The sequence below is a fragment of the Paenalcaligenes sp. DL 309 genome, assembly GCF_057475285.1.
On sequence record NZ_JBYBKW010000004.1, the window covers coordinates 89,113 to 108,147 of the forward strand.

At 48.0% G+C, this 19,035-nt stretch carries 21 protein-coding genes; 7 read left to right on the forward strand and 14 right to left on the reverse strand.

Going from position 1 to position 19,035, the window contains the following annotated elements; all coding sequences use genetic code 11:
• Window positions 1-3: 3 nt before the first annotated feature.
• A complete protein-coding gene (locus AC2UZJ_RS06750) occupies window positions 4-195 on the reverse strand; it encodes a DUF3460 family protein (RefSeq protein WP_486949371.1) in 192 nt (63 codons plus the stop codon).
• A 96-nt stretch (window positions 196-291) separates the two neighbouring features.
• Here AC2UZJ_RS06750 and AC2UZJ_RS06755 point away from each other — a divergent pair, with 96 nt between their 5' ends.
• Window positions 292-624 carry a zinc ribbon domain-containing protein YjdM gene (locus tag AC2UZJ_RS06755; RefSeq protein WP_486949372.1) on the forward strand — a complete coding sequence of 111 codons (333 nt, stop codon included), beginning with the start codon at window positions 292-294 and terminating at the stop codon, window positions 622-624.
• Here AC2UZJ_RS06755 and AC2UZJ_RS06760 read toward each other — a convergent pair.
• On the reverse strand, window positions 621-2,144 hold the full coding sequence (locus AC2UZJ_RS06760) for a methyl-accepting chemotaxis protein (protein WP_486949373.1): 1,524 nt from the start codon (window positions 2,142-2,144) through the stop codon (window positions 621-623). The two genes, AC2UZJ_RS06755 and AC2UZJ_RS06760, sit on opposite strands and share 4 nt — an antisense overlap.
• A 190-nt stretch (window positions 2,145-2,334) precedes the next feature.
• Between AC2UZJ_RS06760 and AC2UZJ_RS06765 the strand changes: the two genes are divergently transcribed.
• Window positions 2,335-3,909, forward strand: a complete 1,575-nt coding sequence (locus AC2UZJ_RS06765; protein ID WP_486949374.1) for a methyl-accepting chemotaxis protein — start codon at window positions 2,335-2,337, stop codon at window positions 3,907-3,909.
• Here the strand turns inward: AC2UZJ_RS06765 and AC2UZJ_RS06770 are convergent.
• From AC2UZJ_RS06770 to gpmA, 4 genes are all read right to left on the reverse strand, one after another.
• Complete coding sequence (locus AC2UZJ_RS06770; protein WP_486949375.1) at window positions 3,898-4,668, reverse strand: HesA/MoeB/ThiF family protein; 771 nt, start codon at window positions 4,666-4,668, stop codon at window positions 3,898-3,900. The genes AC2UZJ_RS06765 and AC2UZJ_RS06770 overlap by 12 nt on opposite strands.
• Window positions 4,669-4,688: 20 nt before the next feature.
• Window positions 4,689-6,203 (reverse strand): S41 family peptidase, encoded by a 1,515-nt coding sequence (locus AC2UZJ_RS06775; RefSeq protein ID WP_486949376.1) that lies wholly within the window; start codon window positions 6,201-6,203, stop codon window positions 4,689-4,691.
• 68 nt (window positions 6,204-6,271) lie between these two features.
• Entirely contained in the window at window positions 6,272-7,735 is a 1,464-nt protein-coding gene (locus tag AC2UZJ_RS06780) for a murein hydrolase activator EnvC family protein (protein WP_486949377.1), read from the reverse strand.
• A gap of 12 nt (window positions 7,736-7,747) precedes the next feature.
• A complete protein-coding gene (gene gpmA / locus AC2UZJ_RS06785; protein ID WP_486949378.1) occupies window positions 7,748-8,500 on the reverse strand; it encodes a 2,3-diphosphoglycerate-dependent phosphoglycerate mutase in 753 nt (250 codons plus the stop codon).
• A gap of 149 nt (window positions 8,501-8,649) precedes the next feature.
• On the opposite strand from gpmA, the gene AC2UZJ_RS06790 reads away from it, so the two are divergent.
• Genes AC2UZJ_RS06790 through AC2UZJ_RS06810 form a run of 5 tightly spaced genes read left to right on the forward strand, consistent with a single transcriptional unit; the run spans window position 8,650 to window position 11,972 of the window.
• Complete coding sequence (locus tag AC2UZJ_RS06790; RefSeq protein ID WP_486949379.1) at window positions 8,650-9,057, forward strand: rhodanese-like domain-containing protein; 408 nt, start codon at window positions 8,650-8,652, stop codon at window positions 9,055-9,057.
• A gap of 56 nt (window positions 9,058-9,113) precedes the next feature.
• Window positions 9,114-9,371 carry a glutaredoxin 3 gene (gene grxC / locus AC2UZJ_RS06795; protein WP_486949380.1) on the forward strand — a complete coding sequence of 86 codons (258 nt, stop codon included), beginning with the start codon at window positions 9,114-9,116 and terminating at the stop codon, window positions 9,369-9,371.
• 28 nt (window positions 9,372-9,399) lie between these two features.
• A complete protein-coding gene (gene secB, locus AC2UZJ_RS06800; protein ID WP_486949381.1) occupies window positions 9,400-9,945 on the forward strand; it encodes a protein-export chaperone SecB in 546 nt (181 codons plus the stop codon).
• The gene (locus AC2UZJ_RS06805; protein ID WP_486949382.1) at window positions 9,945-10,988 is read left to right on the forward strand and encodes an NAD(P)H-dependent glycerol-3-phosphate dehydrogenase; all 1,044 of its coding nucleotides are present in this window, start codon (window positions 9,945-9,947) and stop codon (window positions 10,986-10,988) included. The genes secB and AC2UZJ_RS06805 overlap by 1 nt, the downstream gene beginning before the upstream one ends.
• Before the next feature lie 9 nt (window positions 10,989-10,997).
• On the forward strand, window positions 10,998-11,972 hold the full coding sequence (locus AC2UZJ_RS06810) for a Bug family tripartite tricarboxylate transporter substrate binding protein (protein WP_486949383.1): 975 nt from the start codon (window positions 10,998-11,000) through the stop codon (window positions 11,970-11,972).
• Between the two features lie 38 nt (window positions 11,973-12,010).
• Here AC2UZJ_RS06810 and AC2UZJ_RS06815 read toward each other — a convergent pair whose 3' ends face one another.
• The 8 genes from AC2UZJ_RS06815 to ligK form a co-directional block, all read right to left on the reverse strand.
• Window positions 12,011-13,336 (reverse strand): TRAP transporter large permease, encoded by a 1,326-nt coding sequence (locus AC2UZJ_RS06815; RefSeq protein WP_486949384.1) that lies wholly within the window; start codon window positions 13,334-13,336, stop codon window positions 12,011-12,013.
• Entirely contained in the window at window positions 13,333-13,875 is a 543-nt protein-coding gene (locus tag AC2UZJ_RS06820; RefSeq protein ID WP_486949385.1) for a TRAP transporter small permease, read from the reverse strand. Before AC2UZJ_RS06820 ends, AC2UZJ_RS06815 begins: the two co-directional genes overlap by 4 nt.
• 84 nt (window positions 13,876-13,959) lie before the next feature.
• Window positions 13,960-15,003 carry a TRAP transporter substrate-binding protein gene (locus AC2UZJ_RS06825; RefSeq protein ID WP_486949386.1) on the reverse strand — a complete coding sequence of 348 codons (1,044 nt, stop codon included), beginning with the start codon at window positions 15,001-15,003 and terminating at the stop codon, window positions 13,960-13,962.
• 78 nt (window positions 15,004-15,081) lie between these two features.
• Window positions 15,082-16,032, reverse strand: a complete 951-nt coding sequence (locus AC2UZJ_RS06830) for a Gfo/Idh/MocA family oxidoreductase (protein WP_486949387.1) — start codon at window positions 16,030-16,032, stop codon at window positions 15,082-15,084.
• A 25-nt stretch (window positions 16,033-16,057) separates the two neighbouring features.
• Window positions 16,058-16,909 (reverse strand): class III extradiol dioxygenase subunit beta, encoded by an 852-nt coding sequence (locus AC2UZJ_RS06835; RefSeq protein ID WP_486949388.1) that lies wholly within the window; start codon window positions 16,907-16,909, stop codon window positions 16,058-16,060.
• Window positions 16,910-16,965: 56 nt separating this feature from the next.
• On the reverse strand, window positions 16,966-17,352 hold the full coding sequence (ligA, locus tag AC2UZJ_RS06840; protein ID WP_486949389.1) for a protocatechuate 4,5-dioxygenase subunit alpha: 387 nt from the start codon (window positions 17,350-17,352) through the stop codon (window positions 16,966-16,968).
• A 19-nt stretch (window positions 17,353-17,371) separates the two neighbouring features.
• Window positions 17,372-18,289, reverse strand: a complete 918-nt coding sequence (locus tag AC2UZJ_RS06845; protein ID WP_486949390.1) for an amidohydrolase family protein — start codon at window positions 18,287-18,289, stop codon at window positions 17,372-17,374.
• A 49-nt stretch (window positions 18,290-18,338) separates the two neighbouring features.
• A complete protein-coding gene (gene ligK, locus AC2UZJ_RS06850) occupies window positions 18,339-19,034 on the reverse strand; it encodes a 4-carboxy-4-hydroxy-2-oxoadipate aldolase/oxaloacetate decarboxylase (RefSeq protein WP_486949391.1) in 696 nt (231 codons plus the stop codon).
• Window position 19,035 lies beyond the last annotated feature (1 nt).

Genomic DNA, 19,035 nt, shown 5'->3' on the forward strand with positions numbered 1-19,035 from the left:
GCTTTAATCTTCTTGGTAATACACATAAGGGGGCTGTGGCACTTCTGCCTCTGCAAAACCTTCTTCCAGTTCGGGGTCAATATACTTATCCCATAAACGACCACGACCTTTGCGCTGATTGGCTTCGGTCTCGGGGTGCTGTTTTTTATATTGATTTAAAAACTGAGTAATTTCTGATTCGTAATTCTTTGCCATAGCAATTGCCCACGCACAATAAACATTAATGAAATAAGACCTATACTACAGTGTACTGCAAACCTCATTTAAACGAATAGTTAAGGAGCTATTACTATGGAAAATATCCCAGCTTGTCCCAAATGTGCCATGGAGCACACCTATCCCGATGGCGATCATTACATCTGCCCTGATTGCGCGCACGAGTGGCCCATTAACCCGCCTGAGGTGGTAGAAGAGGTACGTGAAGTGCGCGACAGCCTAGGCAACATACTCCAAGACGGCGATGATGTGCTCATCATCAAAGACCTCAAAGTCAAAGGCGCCGCCACCCTCAAAAAAGGCACCAAAGCCCGCAGCATCCGTATTATTGAGGGCGATCACGACATTGCCTGCAGGATTGATGGGATTTCGCTGGAGCTAAAATCGGAATTTTTGCGGAAGGCTTAAACCCGAAACTGCGCCACAATATTTTTCAACCGCGCGGATTGCTCGGCTAGACTCTGCGCCGCGGCGGTGGCTTCTTGCACCAAGGCGGCGTTTTGTTGGGTGGTGTCGTCAATTTGACGCACCGCTTGGCCAATTTCACCAATGCCAATGCTTTGTTCTTGGCTGGCGCTGGTGATTTCATCCATAATCAGCGCCACGTCTTTAATGGATTGCGTGAGGCCGCTCACAGAGTCACCGGCAACGGTGATTTGATCATTCCCTATGGCAATACGCTCTACGGAGTTATCAATTAGCTGCTTAATATCGGCGGCAGCCGAGGCTGAGCGCTGGGCTAAGGTGCGCACTTCGGAGGCCACCACGGCAAAGCCTCGGCCTTGCTCCCCGGCGCGGGCGGCTTCTACGGCAGCATTCAGCGCCAGAATATTGGTCTGGAAAGCAATGCTTTCAATGGTGCCTATGATTTCCACCATACGGCTGGAGCTGTCACGGATTTCATTCATGGTGCTCACAGCACTTGCCACAGCCCCACCACTTTGCGTGGCCATCTGCGAGGCTTTGTTAGCCACACGATTACCTTCAGCGGCGTTATCGGCGTTTAAGCGTACGGTGCTGGTGATTTCCTCCATGGCGGCAGCGGTTTCTTCTAAGCCTGCGGCCTGTGATTCGGTACGCGCCGATAAATCCACGTTGCCTAGGCGAATTTCATTGGCGGCCACATCAATGGCGTCAGCGGCCTCTTGAATGTTACCTGTCATGGCAGCTAAGCTGCTTTGCATATGCGCCATGGAATACATCAAACTGCTGTTATCACCGGGCTGCAGCGCTACAGTTTGCGTAAAATCCCCTGTGGAAATAGTGCGCGCTACCTCAGCCGCATGGGTCGGATCGCCTCCTAATTGGCGTAGAATACCTCGGCCAAATAGCACCATCAGTATCACGCCTAACAGCGTACCTATAACACCAATTATTGCGCTAATCATGGCCGTACGCCCCATGAATGCAGACAGTTCGCTTTCTGCCTCAAACATTTTTTGACGCCTATCCTCTATAGATTTGGTAACCAGCAGGCGGATTTCTCGCCAAATAGGGGTTTCTTCTTTGGCAATTTTATTTACCGCCCACTCTAAATTAGAAGCATTGGCTACGATTTCATCATGCACTTTTTTCTGCTGTGCACGTAAATCTAACAGCCTAGTGACCATAGCCTGCGTTTCCGGCTCATGGGTGGCGATCTCCCGCAGTTTCAAAGCCGCCTCTTCGATGATTTTCCCTGAGAGCTGCAATTGCTCATGTGCCATCTTATTAGCAGGGTTCATCACAATATTACGAATGGCGGTAGCAGTTTGTAAGCCACGGCTATAGATCAAATTTTCTTGTAAAGAGATCACTTGATCTACGGCTAAAAACTGCTCGGTACGTTGCTTGGCTTTTTGCAAGCCAAATAAGGAAAAAAGTAAGGCTATAATTAAAACTACAAGGGCTATGCCAGCACTAAGACTAAGGCGGTGACTAAATTTCATAAAACTTCTCCTGTGTGGAGCGATAAACTCTTCTGTGTGTATGTATATGTGTATTGTATTAAAGCAATACTGATACCATAGACCACTTGTGGTTATTTACATTTGATATTTGCTAAATTAGTACTTAAGCAGGCATTATGTTACATAATGAAATAATACCCCGCATTCGACTCGAAGGAATTTAGAGAAAATGAAGTTACGCCAACGAATTTTAACCACTACGGTGGTTACTTTAATACTGTTCGCCTTAGCCATAGGTATTGCACTCTTTGGCATGAAAAGTGCACAAAATCGATTTCAACAGTTTGTTAATGTAGAGCAAGCCTTGCTCCAAGAGCAAAACCACATGTATGCCCAAGGCTTACAAATGGGGCAAGCTTTACGTAATTTAGCTATTGACCCAAGTAATGAAACACTCTTTAAAACTATTGAAACTGCCTCCGCTGCCTTTGATAGAGCCCTAGAAAATGCGCGTAAAGCTGCCATAGATCACCCTACTACCTTACAGCTACTGGCGTCTATTAGCAGTATCCGTGAACGTCATATTAAAGAACAGAATTATGTATTAAGTATTATAAATAATCAACCAATGGCCCTAGAGGCAATACGTACACGTGAGACTCCCATTTGGCGTGAAATGCGCACGGTGTTAATGGAGTCTATAGAAAGACGCCAAGATGATGTCAATATTGCTACCGCAGCAATGCAATCCACCACACAAAAAGTGCTCACTTTTAGTATTATTATGGGTTTACTAGGGCTAATTGCTAGTAGTACGCTAATGTTTTGGCTTGGGCGCAATATCTTACGCCAAATGGGGGGTGAGCCCGAAGAGGCGTTACGCGTGGCGAATGCCATTGCTACCGGCGATTTCACCCAAACAATTCGGCTGCGACCTAACGATACAAGTAGCCTGTTAGCGACTATGAGCTACATGCAGCAAAGCTTAACGGCCGTGACACGTAATATCCAAGCCGCCGCTGACGCCATCGACGTGGCCGCCAATGAAATTCGCTTAGGCAACGTGGATTTATCGGCGCGTACCGAATCACAGGCCGCAGGCTTAGAAGAAACCGCTGCCGCCATGGAAGAAATCACCAGCACCGTACGCTTAAACGCCGATAACGCCGCTGAAGGCAATCAGGTGGCTAACAAAGCCTCGCAGATGGCCACGCAAAGTGGTGGGGCTGTGGCAAGTGCTGTGAGCACCATGAATGAAATCCGTGACAGCTCCAGCCGTATGGTGGAAATCATAGACACCATTGAAAGCATTGCTTTCCAGACTAATATTCTGGCGCTGAATGCTGCCGTAGAAGCCGCCCGCGCCGGGGAGCAAGGCCGAGGCTTTGCCGTGGTGGCTTCAGAAGTGCGTACCTTAGCGCAGCGCTCGGCCGCTGCTGCGGCCGATATTAAGCAGCTCATTGATAGTTCGGTGGAACGTATCAAGGTAGGTAATGATCAGATTACGGTGGCCGGCGATTCCGTCACCGGTTTGATGCAATCCATTAAAGACGTGGCACTCATCATGGACGAAATCACCAGTGCCAGCCAAGAGCAAAGTGTGGGTATTGGCCAAATAGATCAAGCGGTACACCAAATCGACGACACCACCCAACAAAACGCCGCCTTGGTGCAAGAAGCCACCGCCGCGGCGCAAAGCTTGGCGGAGCAATCGGCCCGATTGAAAGAGGTGGTGGCGCAGTTTAGAGTGTCAGGGCAGGGAAATGCCAGATCGGGCAGTGGGAATCAATTATTAATTGGTTGAGCCGCACACCGCACAATCGGGATCTTTACGGAACCGCACAGTGTGCCACTGCATGGTGAGGGCGTCTACGCTGAGTAGGCGGCCTACCAAGGGCTCACCAAAGCCGCCTAGCAGCTTTAAGGCTTCGGCGGCTTGTATGCAGCCCACCATACCCACCAAAGGCCCTAGTACGCCGGTGGTGGCGCAGCGTAGCTCTTCGATGTCATCAGCTTCAGGAAACAGGCAGTGATAACACGGCGCGTCAGAATTGCGCAAATCATACACACTGATTTGACCAGAAAAACGTATGCCTGCTCCCGATACCACCGGCACCTTATGCTGCACTGCCGCACGATTAATAGCGTGACGAGTAGCGAAGTTATCAGTGCAATCTAAGACTAAATCGTGCTGTGGCACTAGGCGATTTAACGCCGCATCATCTAAACGAACCGTAATAGGTTCAATGCTAATAGTGGGATTCAATGCCTGCATAGTTTGCTGGCCAGAGAGAGCTTTATTAACGCCCACACGACTGGAATCGTGCAAGATCTGGCGCTGTAAATTGCTCAGCTCCACCTCATCATCATCTACCAGAGTGATATGGCCAATGCCTGCAGCGGCTAAATAAAAACTGGCTGGCGATCCCAACCCTCCGGCACCTACAATAAGCACGCGGGCAGCGGAAATACGTTCTTGGGCCTCGATACCAAACTCATCGAGCAGAATATGACGGGCATAGCGCATTAATTGCGCATCATTTAAAGACAAATCTTCTAGCATGAATACTCTGCTTAATACGTTTAATTAACAGACTGTATGCCCTGTGGGGTAATCCTAAAACGCTCTACTTTCTCAGCGGAGTTATTCACTTTTGCTGGAGTTTTTTTTTGAGCGGCATCGGTTTCTACGGTGGTAACGGTTTGATCTTTTTTCTCAGACTCAGCCTGTGCCAACATGGGGTCTGACTTTTTCACTGGCTTGCCTTTTAAATGATTAATGGCTTGCAGTAACTGGAAATCATCGTCACCACCTAGCTCAAACATTTTGGGATCTTTGACGTAATCCTCATCAGCTTCCGTACCCTCTGCACCAGGGATTTCATCACTACCATTACCGTTATTTAAATGACGCTGCAAATCACTCTCGCGGGGGATGCGGAAGATATTGCCTTCGGCCGTGTCATTGACGTAAATATCAGGCTCTACCCCAGTGGCTTGAATGGAGGTGCCATTGGGAGTGTAGTAAAGCGCTGTGGTTAGTTTAATGCCTGCTTCGGGCCCTAAAGGCAATACACTTTGTACTGAACCCTTACCAAAGCTGCGATTACCTAATACCGTGGCTCTACCATGGTCTTGCAGCGCACCCGCTACAATCTCAGAGGCCGAGGCCGAACCCGCATTAATTAACACCACTACGGGGGTTTCTTTGAGCCAAGCTAACTGCTTAGCCACTTCACGATCGTTATTACCCAAGACCTGCGTAAGGGGTTTTACGTAGTACTCACGATTAGAAGAGGGAATGCGACCTTTAGTGGAGACTACTAAATCGCCACTATTTAAAAAGGCCGAAGACACGCCAATAGCACTGTCTAATAAGCCACCTGGATCATTACGTAAGTCTAAAATAAGACCTTTAGGAGGCCCATCAGCGCTGAGAGTTTTTATTTGGTTGATTAAATCGGCAGCAGTACGCTCTTGGAACTGCGCAATACGCACGTAAACGATGTCATCTTCAAGACGTTTACCGCGAATGCTTTTAACTTTGATGTGATCACGCACAATAGTGACATCAAAAGGCGCTTGCTCACCGCGCTTAATACTAAGATCAATCGCGGTTTGAGGCTCACCACGCATCATTTTAACGGCATCACTTAGCGGCATGCCTTTAGTGGGCTTGCCATCTATGCTGACGATTACATCACCAGCTAACAGGCCAGCCGCCGCGGCAGGTGTGTCTTCGATGGGAGAAATAACGGTGGGGTAATTATTTTCGTAACCGATCTCAATCCCTAGACCACCAAAGCCACCTTGGGTCATGGATTCCATGTCTTTAAATGCTTCAGCATCTAAATACGATGAATGAGGGTCTAAGTCATTAAATAACCCTTTGATGGCTTCGTTAATGAGGGGTCCGTCTTCAAGCGGCTCTACATAGCTGCTTTTAATAGCAGAATACACATTGGCAAACTGCTGCAACTCACGCAGAGGTAAGGGCTCACTACGCTGCGCCACAGCGCTAATCGCCATACTGGCTAATACGCCCCCTACTCCACCTAATAAAATTAACCCTACACGGTTTAGCCTACGAGTACTCATGCACAGAGTCCTATTTATATAATATTTAACTAATCAATAGCATTATGCCATTATACGCTCAACACGTCTTAGCTACCTAACCAAAGCTGTGGATTAATGGGCTGGCCATTTTGTCTTATTTCAAAATAAACACCCGGCTCAAGCTGCCCACCCGTAGCTCCCACTCGTGCCACCGCATCACCTGCGGCTACATGGTCTCCTACTTGTTTTAACACGCTTTGGTTATGGCCATACACACTTAAATAGCCTTTACCATGGTCAATAATTAATAAGTTACCAAAACCCGCCATCCAGTTGGAAAACACCACTTGGCCATCAGCAATAGATTTAACTGGCGTACCCGCTGCGGCTCTAAAAATAATGCCACGCCATGGCCCCCCTTCGGGACGCTCCGTTCCAAACCGACCTTGAATCTCACCGCGTACCGGCGGCGCCATGCCTTTATGTAAGCCGGCTAATTCTGCACTAGGTGGCGTGGTAATAGACGCGGCAGGCGCGGGCGTAGGTCGAGTCGCGGGTTTTGGAGGTGGGGGCGCAGGCGGCGCAATGGCAATACGCACTGGTTTTTCCTCTGTCTCAGTCTCTAAGGCAGGCTGCGCCGGAGTATGTGCTAAGGCATAAAGACGTTGCTCTTCTGCCTCACGGGCAGCGGCAAGCTTTCGTTCTTCGGCTAAGCGTTGTTTTTCAGCGGCTAAACGTTTAGCTTCTTCGGCTTGACGGCGTGCCTCCTCTGCTTTGCGACGCGCCTCTTCGGCTTTACGCCGGGCTTCGGCCTGCCTACGCAACTCGGCTTGATGAGCAATTTCTTTTTCTAAGCCGCTAATTAAACTCCCTAAGCGCGCATCATTATTAGCTAAAGTTTGCGCTTCTTTTTGTTGCGTTTTTAATTCATTTTCAATGTTGGCTAAAACGGTTTGACGTTCAGCTTGCTGCGCTTGCAACTGCTGCTTTTGTTGCTCGGTGTCTTCGGCAAGTTGTACTAGCTCCGCTTGATTGGCTTTTTCAGCTGCATGCAGCTGCTCTAAGCGTTTTACCCCCTGCTGTAACTCACGTACTTGTTTGGTTTGTGCTTGAGATACATAAGCCAAATATCCCAACTCTCGCTGAATTTGCTGGGGATTATTACCGGAAAGCAAGGCCGTCCAAGGCGATAGACCACTGGCATATTGGGCACGTAATTGTTCGGCTAATTGCTGCTGACCTTGCGCTTGCTTTTGCTGCTGTTGGGCAATTTGTTGGCTCAGTTCGCCTATTTGTTGCTGCACCTGCTTTTGGCGTTGTGCCAAGGCAGCCAATTCCTTATCTGTGGCGGAGATACGACTCTCCACATCACGTAAAGCAGTGGTTACGTCTTTTTTGTCTGATTGAGTGTTTTCAATGTGTTTTTGTAAGGTGCTGATGCGTTGTTGCAAAGCAGCCCGCTCTTTTTTAGCGAGGGCTTGCTGCGCGCTTAGGTTTTGCTCAGCACTAACCAAGCCATAACTATTGGCTACTGCTATAGTGATGCCCACCACCCAAGCGCGTAATCTCATAATAATTAATGCCTACTCTTTTTTAGCTTGACCTTGACTCGCTACGGCGGCCATTTGTTCAGCAATTGCATCATCATCGCCCAAGAAATAATGGCGAATAGGTTTCAGATCTTCATCTAACTCAAATACCAAAGGCTGGCCGGTAGGCAGATTTAAATGCACAATATCTTCTTCGGAGATGTTATCTAAGTGTTTTATGAGCGCACGTAAACTATTGCCATGGGCTACCACTAGGGCATTACGGCCTGAGCGAATGGCCGGGGCAATGGAATCATTCCAAAAGGGCACCACACGCTCTACGGTTTCTGCTAAGCACTCGGTGGCAGGCAGCTGCTCAGGTTTGAGATTGGCATAGCGGGGGTCATTTTGTGGATGACGTGGATCATCGGCGGGCACGGGGTCTGGGCCCGTAGCATAGGCTCGGCGCCAGATCTGTACTTGCTCGTCACCGTACTGTTCTGCGGTTTCCGCTTTATTCAAACCTTGCAACATACCGTAATGACGCTCATTGAGACGCCAGCTTTTGCCCACCGGCACATACATGCTGTCCATGGTATCTAAAACAATCCATAATGTACGAATAGCTCGCTTTAAAACCGAACTAAAGGCAATGTCAAAATGAAAACCATTGGCTTTAAGTAGCTCACCGGCTTCTTTGGCTTGCTCACGGCCCGCTTCGGTAAGATCTACGTCAGTCCAACCAGTAAAACGGTTTTCTAGATTCCATTGGCTTTCGCCGTGACGCATTAATACAAGTTTATACATAGCAAATATAGCCCTTAGCTGTAAGATTATTAGGTGTTTCTCTACTATAATCAGTCAAATTCATTACTATACCTAGTTATATTCCTATTTCTAGACCAAGTTAACATTTATCATATTCATCATTTATTACGCATTACACAGGATCCATCGTGGACTTTTTAACCGATACCAATAATTTACTGATTTTAGTCGTGGCGTTTATTTCCGGCATGATGTTGATGTTTCCTTCCTTGTCTGCACGCGGCGGAAAGCTCATCAATCCAAGTCAAGCCGTTCAACAAATGAACCAACGTCAAGCTATTTTAATCGATATACGCTCTGCAGAAAGTTATAAAGCGCATCATATACCCCAAACGCGTAATATACCGGCTGCCGAAGTGGTAGAAAAAACCGCTAAAATCGATAAAGAGAAACCCATTATTCTCGTTTGTAATACTGGACGCTCAGCTAATGCGCCGGCTGCTGCACTGCGTAAAAATGGCTTTACCGATGTGTCAGTATTAGAAGGTGGTATTGTGGCATGGGCGAATGCCGGTTTGCCGACGAAAAAATCCTAAGTAATATTCCTAAGTAATATTTTTATATTTTATATTTTTTATATAAGGTTATTTATATGGCTAAAGTCACCATGTATAGCACAGCCGTGTGTCCGTTTTGTACCCGTGCCGAAATGTTGCTTAAACAACGCGGCGTAACAGAAATCAATACGATATATATTGACCAAGACCCCGCTCAACGCGATCACATGATGGAAATCACGCAACGCCGCACGGTGCCGCAAATTTTTATCGATGATAAGCACATTGGTGGCTATGATGACTTAGCGGCCTTGGATCAGGCTGGCGGCTTAATGCCCTTACTTGAAGCTTAATTATTTTTATTCCTCACTGGAGACACGAATGGCAGAAAACCAAAACACCCCAAACCCCACAGATGGCCAAACAGCTGCCGCAGCAGATTCGGAGCAAAAAGCTAGCCCCGTATTTAATTTACAGCGCAGCTATGTAAAAGATATGTCTTTAGAAATGCCCAATGCGCCTGAAATCTTCTTAGAGCAAGAAGGCCCCACGGTGGCTGTAGACATTAACGTAGGCGCCCAACGTTTAGCCGAAACCGTGTATGAATCCACGGTAACCGCTACCGTAACCACCCGCATTGAAGACAAAGTGCTGTATTTGGTGGAAGTGACCCAAGGCGGTATTTTTGAAATTGCTAATGTGCCTAATGAGCAACTAGATCCGCTCATCGGTATTGTGTGCCCCACCATGCTATACCCTTATTTACGTGCCGCCATAGCAGACCTCATCAACCGCACTTCCTTGCCTGCGCTACACCTTAGCGAAGTCAACTTCCAAGCGCTCTACGAGCAGCGTGTGGCTGAGCAACAAGCGGCAGCTGGTTCTGAAGCCGGTGAAGAAGGCGCAGGCGATCAGCCTCTACAATAATGCCAAAGGCCCTATCTACTGTTCCCGTTTTGGTGCTGGGCGCAGGCAGCTGGGGTACCGCATTAGCGGCGCTTGCCTGCCAACGTGCTCCTACACGCCTTTGGTCGCGTAATGCAGACAGCGCTGCTCGCATCAATGAGCAGCATCAGCTGCCGGCTTATTTACCTAATATCCCCCTCCCTTCTCACCTAAAAGCCACATCAGACTTTGTAGAAGCCATGCGGCATGTGTTGGGCGATGACACCCAGCCCGGACTGATTATTCTTGGTGTGCCCATAGCGGGCTTAGCAGCTGTGTGTGCTCAAATCACCGCGCATTTGCCAGCGCAACGCCAGCACCCTCTCTACATTTTACGCACCAGTAAAGGCTTTGAGCCCACTACGGCCGAGCTCCCTCATCAGATCACCGCACAACACCTCCCCCCCCACGCGTGGTTACACAGTGGCACCTTATCGGGCCCTTCTTTTGCGCTAGAAGTGGCACAGGGTTTACCGGTGGCTTTAACGGTGGCCAGTCCAAGCGCGGAACTGGCGGCGTGTACGGTAGACATTTTGCATGGGAAAACGGCCCGTATTTACGCCAGCACTGACCTCATTGGTGTAGAAATAGGGGGTGCACTGAAAAACATCATTGCCATCGCTTGTGGTATTTCCGATGGCTTAGCCTTAGGCACCAATGCCCGGGCTGCGTTGATTACCCGCGGTTTAGCTGAAATACAGCGCATAGGCATAGCGCTAGGCGGTGAAGCCGCTACCTTTATGGGGCTTACCGGCTTAGGTGATTTGGTGTTAACCACTACGGGTGATCTTTCCCGTAATCGTAGTGTGGGCTTGGCACTGGCTAAGGGCCAGAGCTTAGATGATATTCTGGCTTCTGGCCTGACGGCTGAAGGCGTGCGTTGCGCTCAAGCTGCTTTAAAAATCGCCCAAAACCATAACATCGATGCTCCCATCACCCAAGCTGTTTGTGATGTGCTTTTTAGTGGCATTAGCCCTCAAACAGCCGCTCAACAGTTATTAACTCGGGTGGCTAGATCAGAATAAGGAAAAATCATGAAATATGTATTAAGTAGTACCGCCGCCGCGCTGGCCTTGGTCTTTGCAGGTAGTGCAGTGGCGGCCGACTGGCCCACTAAAACCATCCAAATGGTGGTGCCCTTCCCGGCGGGATCGTCGCCGGATATTTTAGCGCGCACCTTGGCCGAACCCATGTCTAAGGAGCTGGGTCAAACCATTATTGTAGAAAACAAACCCGGTGCGGGCGGCAACATAGGTACGCGTTACGGCGCCCAGGCTAAGCCCGATGGATACACGCTATTGATGACCATCAACGGCCCCATGGTGACCGCACCCACGCTATACAAAAACTCCTTAGGCTATGATCCCTTCACCGATTTACAACCTATTTCACTGGTGGGTACTAGCCCTAATGTGCTCATTGTGCCTACCGATTCTGAAGCCACGACTTTGCAAGAGTTCATTGATTTAGCCAAAGCCGAACAAGGCGCGTTGAATTATGGCTCTGTAGGGGCTGGCAGTGCCTCACATTTAAGCATGGCTATGTTAGAGCATGAAGCCGACATTGAGCTGGCTCACATTCCTTACAGCGGTTTTCCGCAAATTATTTCTGGCGTGATTTCGGGTGATATTGATGCCAGTTTTATGGTGCCCGGCATTGCTATGCCGCAAGTGGAAGCAGATAAGATTCGTGCTTTAGCGGTGACCAGTCTCAGCCCTAGTGAGCTGATGCCTGATTTACCTACGGTAGCCAGTGAAGACGGTTTTGATGATTTTGAAGCTATCTCTTGGAATGGCCTTTTTGTGCCCGCCGGCACCCCCGATAACATCGTGGTGCGCTTAAACGGTTTGGTCCAAGATGTCTTAGAGCAGCCAGAAACCCAAGAGAAAATCCACGCCCTCTACTTCACCCCTCAATGGTCCACCCCCGCGGATCTCACGGAATTGATGAAAACCGATAAAAAACGCTGGGATGAAGTGATTGAGAGATTGGAATTATCTTTGGATTAATGCGTGATATCGGCCATGGGCCGATATCTACAGGGTGATTAGCCCAGCCACCTCACCACCCCTAACGATATCACCGGCAGCATGACCAGCAATATAATACGGATTACATCGGAAGCGAGGAAAGGCACGATGGATTTGAAGATGGTACCGGCGGAGATATCGCGGGCAATGTTATGAATAATAAACACATTCATGCCCACCGGCGGCGTGATTAGTCCGATTTCCATGACCACTAAGGCGATGATCCCAAACCAAATGGCTTTTTCATCCATGCTCAAGCCCCAAATATCCATACCTAAAATAATAGGTAAGAAGATGGGGATGGTCAGCAGTATCATGGATAAACTATCCATCACACAGCCTAATAAGATATAGACAAAAATAATGGCAAAAACCACAACTAAGGGATTTAAACCTAGGCCTTGAACCCATGTGGCGAATTCAGCAGGGATTTGGCTCACGGCTAAAAACGCATTAAGCATATCTGCGCCTAATAAAATTAGGAACATCATGCCCGTACCAATGGCAGTACCTAACAGACTACGCAATAATCCGCCATTTTTTAAGCCGCCTGATTTCCACGCCGCTAAACCCGTAGCAATAGTACCTACCGAAGCTGCCTCAGTGGGGGTGAATATACCAGCGTAAATACCCCCAATTACCGCACCGAAGATCAGCAATACGGGCCAGGTTTCAATTAGGGTCTGTAAACGTCTTGACCAAGGCTGACGGCTAGAGCCTGGGCCGGCAATCTCAGGATTGCGCCAGCACATAAATGCCACCACCCCTATATAACCAAATACCGCTAATACGCCTGGTATAAAGGCCGCCATGAAGACCTTAGCGATGTTTTGCTGGGCCAAAATGGCATACACCACTAAAGGCACAGAAGGGGGAATAAGCATACCTAACGTGCCACCCACAGCTAAAGAAGCCCCCGCTAAACCGGGATCGTATTTATGCCTACGTAACTCGGGCAACACCACGTGTGACATGGTGGCAGCCGTAGCTAAGGAAGAACCTGAAATAGCCCCAAACCCCGCACACGAAGCAATACCGGCCATGGCCATACCGCCACGCCAGTGCCCTATAAATGAATTAGCCGCTTTAAAGAGCGCTTGTGACAACCCACCTTGAGTAGCAAACTGCCCCATCAGTAAAAACAGCGGAATCACCGATAAATCATAAACAGAAAAACGCCCGTATACCGCATGCTTAAGGTGCGCTAAAAGCGGGTCATAGCCACTGACCCAAATATAACCAATGGCTCCGGCTAAAAACATCGCTACGCCAATATGCACTCGAATAATGAGCATGGCGAATAATAAAACGGTGATGATTAAGCCTATAGTGGTGCCGCTCATACTAAGACCTCATCTTCGTCATCGGCTTTATTAAGCTTTTCTTCCCAACCCGCAAACATGGTGTAAACCGCCGTCATACCTAAAACAATAAAAGCCGGTGTAATAGGCGCATACCCCCACCACACTGGCAATGCAATAACCATAGAGGTTTCTTGATACTCATACATATCAAGTAAGCCTTCCCAGCTACGCCATGCTAAAAAGAAAGCACAGATAGCGAGTAAGAAACAGGCAAAACCGTCTAAATAACGCTTTAAACGATCGGGTGCCCAAATAGTAAAAAAGTCCACAAAAACATGGCCTTTTTTAAGCTGACAATAAGGTAAACACAAGGCAATACCAATCACGGAAAAAAGCTGAATCAGCTCGTAATCCCCCGGAATAGGCAGTGAAAAGAACGTACGCCCCAACACACTGATCACGGACATGAGTGCTTCGATAATAAACAGCGCACCACCTATGCAGGCCAAAACAATGCAAAGCGCTGAGATCAGTCGACCTAGGCGGCTAACTGATAATTGATTTTCAAAATTGGACATAATTATGATGGCATCGCCTTTGATAGCGCTATTTTTGCGTATCAAAGGCGATTTAAGGGAATGCGTAAATGAATGTGACTAACTTTACTCAGTAGCGGCCGTGTATTTATTAACTAACTCACGTGCCTCATCAACGAGTTTTTGACCATCAAGCCCTTTTTTGCTCACTTCCGCAGCCCACTCCGTTACTACGGTTTCAGAAGCGTCTTGCCATTTAGCGGTTTCTTCGGCTGATAAAACAATCACTTCATTACCACGATTTTCTGCTGCCTCTTTTCCAGCCGCATCCGCATTTCTAAAGCGTGAAGAAATCCAAGCAGACACATCACGGCCACTGTTATTGTCTATCACTGTTTTGAGGTGATCTGGCAAGCTGTTATAGCGCTTTTCATTCATGACGTACACCATGGTGGCGGTGGTCATGGCTTGGCCTTCCGCTGTATCGGTGTGGTATTTGGTGAGCTCATGCGCTTTGGTAGCAGGTAACACTTCCCATGGCACTAAGGCACCATCAATCACCCCTTTAGACAGGCTTTCAGCCATTTGTGGTACGGGCATACCCACTGGGGTCGCACCTAAAGCAGTTAAAAGACGATTGCCTAAACGAGAGGGAGCACGTACTTTTAGACCTTGTAGATCATCTAAGCTACGCACCGCTTTATCACGCATATGCAGCTGATTAGCCCCATTTACCCATGCACCAATGAGTTTGACGCCTCTGTACTCTTGCTGTGCGTTATTTTGTACAAAATCCCATAAAGCCATAGAAGACGGCTCATGGGTGGTGGTCATGAAAGGCAACTCAAAGGCTTCAGAAATAGGGAAACGACCGGCGGTATAACCCGGAAGAGTCCAAACAATATCGGCTACACCATCACGGGCCTGATTAAAAAGCTGCGTGGGAGTCCCACCTAACTGCATGGCAGGATAAATCTGACATTGCAGCTCGCCCTTAGACTCTTCTTGAATTTTCTCACACCAGGGCACAATAAACTGTGCATGACCCGGCGCACTAGGTGGTAAAAAGTGCGAAACTTTTAACGTAATAGGATCTGCCGCTTGAGCAGTAAAAGCCGTTAAGGTAGATGCCGTAATAAAAGCGGCTAAGGCTAGGCGTTTAACACGCATGGGGGTTCTCCGGAGTATTCATCTCTAAGCCTGAAACGGCTAAATAACGATGGCAGTATACCCTGCCATCATTTTTTATTATCCCAATTGCTTCTCTAGCTGGTCTAATGTTTGATAGCAAGCCAGCACAGAGGCCACACTGGAGTTTGGTTCGCGCCCTTCTAAGATAGCGGCAATAAACTCACGATCTTGTAGCTCAATACCATCCATAGACACGTCTACTTTAGACACATCAATGGGCTCATCTTTACCGGTGAGTAAATCATCATAACGCGCTAAATAGGTGCCATTATCACAAATATAACGAAAGAAAGTCCCTAGCGGACCATCGTTATTAAAGGATAAAGACAAGGTACAAATGGCGCCATTTTCTGCCTGTAGCTGAATGGACATATCCATGGCAATACCCAGCTCAGGATGGATAGGACCTTGTACTGCATTGGCTTTAACGACTTTAGAACCGGTTTGGTACTGGAATAAATCCACCGTGTGGGCAGCATGGTGCCACAGTAGGTGATCTGTCCAAGAACGTGGTTGGCCTAAAGCGTTTGTATTGGTGCGACGGAAGAAATACGTCTGCACATCTAACTGTTGAATGGCTAGCTCGCCGGCTGTGATTTTATTATGAATCCACTGGTGGCTGGGGTTAAAGCGACGTGTATGGCCTACCATTGCTACTAGGCCCTTTTCCTTTTGTAAGGCCACCACTTCTTCGGCATCGGCTAAGTTATCGGCTAGAGGGATTTCTACTTGCACATGCTTACCGGCTTTTAAACAAGCCAAGGTTTGAGCAGCGTGCATTTGGGTAGGGGTACATAAAATTACCGCATCCACTTCATCGGAGGCTAAAACTTCCTCTAAGTCTGCCGCCACATTTGGGATGTTGTATTTATCCGCAACCACCTGGGCCTTTTCTTTGGTACTAGAAACCACGTGCGTTACGTTAGCCTCTGGAATACGGGCTAAGCCGTCTAAGTGCTTAATACCAAAGGCGCCTGCGCCAATTAAAGCAATATTCACTTGTTTCATGTTTTCTCCCGCTAAATTTCTCGTTTTATTCGTCTTTATTACCAAGAATCAGGTGCCCTACTGCCGTATTCGAGGCAGGCACGTGATAGAAACGGTGAATCACATCTACCGCTTTTTCAGGCGCCATAGCACCACGAGCAATTAACCACATTACGAGCTCAATACCCTCAGAGCCGGCTTCACGCACATACTCAATGTGATCTTTTTTAGAAAGCTCTTCCGGATTTTCGATTAAATCATCGAGGAATTGGTTATCCCATTCTTGGTTAATCAATCCAGCACGCGGGCCTTGGAGCTGATGGCTCATGCCGCCCGTACCCCAAACTTGTACGTTGAGGTCTTCACCGTAGCTTTCTACTGCACGACGAATAGCTTGGCCTAGCGCAAAACAACGCTGGCCGGAAGGTACCGGGTACTGCACTACGTTTACGTGTAGGGGAATAACAGGGCAAGGCCACTCTTCAGGCTGCCCAAACATTAGGGAAAGCGGTACGGTTAAGCCGTGATCCACTTCCATTTTATTGCATAAGGTGAGATCAAAATCGTCTTGAATAACCGAGTGTGCAATATGCGCCGCTAATTCAGGGTGCCCCTTGACCGTGGGCACAGGGCGTTTACCCCAACCTTCATCGCTGGGCTCAAAGGACTCACCGGTGCCAAGGGCAAAGGTGGGAATTAAGTCTAAGCTGAAGTTATTGGCGTGATCGTTATACACCAAAATAATCACATCAGGCTTATTTTCTTTTTCCCATTGTTTGGAAAATTCGTAGCCATCAAAGACTTTTTTCCAATAGGGCTCGTGATCTTTTCCTAGATCTAAGGCCGCACCAATAGCGGGAACGTGAGAGGTATAAACTGAATGCGTAATTTTCGCCATAACCTACCCTTTACTTAAATTCTTTAATTCTTTAATTGATCTGCTGCGTTCTGCTGTTATTTTTCGTCTATATAACGATTGCCATCAGCAGAACGACCGCCTTTGAGCATCATTTCACGGTATTCTTCTTCGCTCATACCGGTCATGCTGCCTGCCATTTGTTGGAAGGATTTGCCATCCGTCGCACCGATTTTAGCGAGGAAATAAATGTTACCGCCTAGCTCCATACAACGATTCAGATCTCTATCTAATACCGCTTGTTTTTGTTCAGGCGTCATGGGCCATTCATCTAAATAGGCGGATTCGTCAGCTTTAAAGCGTTCACGATTCTCAGCCTTCATCAATGACATACAAAATTGATTTAAGTGATAGCCTTTACGGGACTGTTCCGAATCAAAAATGATGGTACCCGGAATATCTTTATAAGGTTTATCTAATGCCATCGTTATCTCCATTAATAATTTACAGCTCTTCAGGCCAATATAAGCGCATGGGGTTATCCACTAATAACTGCTGCTGCTCAGCGGCCGTGGGAGCAATTTGTGCGATGTAATCCACTAAAAGACCATCATCAGGCATATGGTCTTTGAGGTTAGGGTGAGGCCAATCGGTACCAAATAACACACGATCAGGAAACTGCTCTAGGAGGCGGCGCGCAAAAGGCACCACATCTTGATAAGCATTTTGCTCACCATCTAGCGCTTTAGGTCCCGTTACACTGAGACGCTCTGGGCAAGAAAGTTTGGACCAAATAGTGGGATTCTCTGCCATGAGTCGCACAAACAAATTGAACTGTTCACCGTCTACGGGTTGAGTCACATCAGGCCTCCCCATATGATCTACCACTACGGTAGTGGGTAGGCCCGTGAAAAAGTCCCATAGCTCGGGAAGGTCTTGAGCTTCAAAGTACACCACAATATGCCAGCCTAAAGGGGCAATTTTCTCAGCCACTTTAAGAAGCTCTTCTTTGGGGGTGAAATCGACTAAACGTTTCACAAAATTAAAACGCACACCACGCACACCAGCCGCGTGCATGTCTTGTAACTCCGCATCAGAAATATCTGACGATAAGGTGACAACGCCACGGGCCTTACCCTCTGCAGAGCGCAGTGCATCAATTAAAGCGCTGTTATCTTTGCCGTGGCAGGTGGCTTGCACAATCACATTACGACTAAAACCCAGATGATCGCGCAGAGCAAACAACTGCTCTTTGCTGGCATCACAGGGCGTGTACTTACGCTCAGGGGCATAAGGAAACTCAGCACCGGGGCCAAATACATGACAATGTGCATCGACTGCGCCTGCGGGAAGCACTAACTTGGGTTTACTTGGGTTAGGGTGAAAGGGCAACCAGCCGGGGGTGATTTCAAACGCCATCATCTGCCTTTATTTTGTTGAGTTAAATGAGTGTTAATTTTGTTAATTGTGCTTAATCGATGTATTTCAAACCGGCTTTAGCAAGCGGCTCGCGCATGTTGTACATATCTAAACCCAGTACGCCATTTGCAAGCTTTTCGCGCTTTTCACCTTCATTGGCTTCGCGTTTTTCAGCGTTTTCTGCCACCAAAGCAGCAACAGCCTTAGGTACCACCACCACACCGTCAGCATCGGCAATAACCACATCACCCGGATTAACGGCAGCACCGGCACATACCACAGGAATATTTACCGAGCCTAAGGTGGCTTTAATGGTGCCTTTGGCAGAAATGGCAGTGCTGAAAACGGGGAAATTCATTTGCTCTAAGTCTTCAACATCACGCACACCGCCATCAATCACTAGGCCTCTAGCGCCTCGGGACTGTAAAGAAGTGGCGAGCAAATCACCAAAGAAGCCGTCAGTGCATGTGCTGGTGCAAGCGGCAACCACCACATCACCGGGCTGCACTTGCTCAGCGGCCACGTGCATCATCCAGTTATCGCCGGGCTGTAACAGTACGGTTACTGCCGTACCGCAGATTTTGGCACCCTTATACACTGGACGCATATTGGGCTGCATTAAGCCTAAGCGGCCTAAGGCCTCATGAATGGTGGCCACACCAAACTGTGATAAGCGCGCCACGGCATCGGCATCAGCGCGTTCAATATTTTGCTTAACTACACCTAATTCATTTAACTGTACAGACATA

Excerpts from the sequence above, each read along its gene's own strand:
- AC2UZJ_RS06750 (WP_486949371.1), bottom strand. The coding sequence starts at position 195 with ATGGCAAAGAATTACGAATCAGAAATTACTCAGTTTTTAAATCAATAT.
- AC2UZJ_RS06755 (WP_486949372.1), top strand. The coding sequence starts at position 292 with ATGGAAAATATCCCAGCTTGTCCCAAATGTGCCATGGAGCACACCTAT.
- AC2UZJ_RS06760 (WP_486949373.1), bottom strand. The coding sequence starts at position 2,144 with ATGAAATTTAGTCACCGCCTTAGTCTTAGTGCTGGCATAGCCCTTGTA.
- AC2UZJ_RS06765 (WP_486949374.1), top strand. The coding sequence starts at position 2,335 with ATGAAGTTACGCCAACGAATTTTAACCACTACGGTGGTTACTTTAATA.
- AC2UZJ_RS06770 (WP_486949375.1), bottom strand. The coding sequence starts at position 4,668 with ATGCTAGAAGATTTGTCTTTAAATGATGCGCAATTAATGCGCTATGCC.
- AC2UZJ_RS06775 (WP_486949376.1), bottom strand. The coding sequence starts at position 6,203 with ATGAGTACTCGTAGGCTAAACCGTGTAGGGTTAATTTTATTAGGTGGA.
- AC2UZJ_RS06780 (WP_486949377.1), bottom strand. The coding sequence starts at position 7,735 with ATGAGATTACGCGCTTGGGTGGTGGGCATCACTATAGCAGTAGCCAAT.
- gpmA (WP_486949378.1), bottom strand. The coding sequence starts at position 8,500 with ATGTATAAACTTGTATTAATGCGTCACGGCGAAAGCCAATGGAATCTA.
- grxC (WP_486949380.1), top strand. The coding sequence starts at position 9,114 with ATGGCTAAAGTCACCATGTATAGCACAGCCGTGTGTCCGTTTTGTACC.
- secB (WP_486949381.1), top strand. The coding sequence starts at position 9,400 with ATGGCAGAAAACCAAAACACCCCAAACCCCACAGATGGCCAAACAGCT.
- AC2UZJ_RS06805 (WP_486949382.1), top strand. The coding sequence starts at position 9,945 with ATGCCAAAGGCCCTATCTACTGTTCCCGTTTTGGTGCTGGGCGCAGGC.
- AC2UZJ_RS06810 (WP_486949383.1), top strand. The coding sequence starts at position 10,998 with ATGAAATATGTATTAAGTAGTACCGCCGCCGCGCTGGCCTTGGTCTTT.
- AC2UZJ_RS06815 (WP_486949384.1), bottom strand. The coding sequence starts at position 13,336 with ATGAGCGGCACCACTATAGGCTTAATCATCACCGTTTTATTATTCGCC.
- AC2UZJ_RS06820 (WP_486949385.1), bottom strand. The coding sequence starts at position 13,875 with ATGTCCAATTTTGAAAATCAATTATCAGTTAGCCGCCTAGGTCGACTG.
- AC2UZJ_RS06825 (WP_486949386.1), bottom strand. The coding sequence starts at position 15,003 with ATGCGTGTTAAACGCCTAGCCTTAGCCGCTTTTATTACGGCATCTACC.
- AC2UZJ_RS06830 (WP_486949387.1), bottom strand. The coding sequence starts at position 16,032 with ATGAAACAAGTGAATATTGCTTTAATTGGCGCAGGCGCCTTTGGTATT.
- AC2UZJ_RS06835 (WP_486949388.1), bottom strand. The coding sequence starts at position 16,909 with ATGGCGAAAATTACGCATTCAGTTTATACCTCTCACGTTCCCGCTATT.
- ligA (WP_486949389.1), bottom strand. The coding sequence starts at position 17,352 with ATGGCATTAGATAAACCTTATAAAGATATTCCGGGTACCATCATTTTT.
- AC2UZJ_RS06845 (WP_486949390.1), bottom strand. The coding sequence starts at position 18,289 with ATGATGGCGTTTGAAATCACCCCCGGCTGGTTGCCCTTTCACCCTAAC.
- ligK (WP_486949391.1), bottom strand. The coding sequence starts at position 19,034 with ATGTCTGTACAGTTAAATGAATTAGGTGTAGTTAAGCAAAATATTGAA.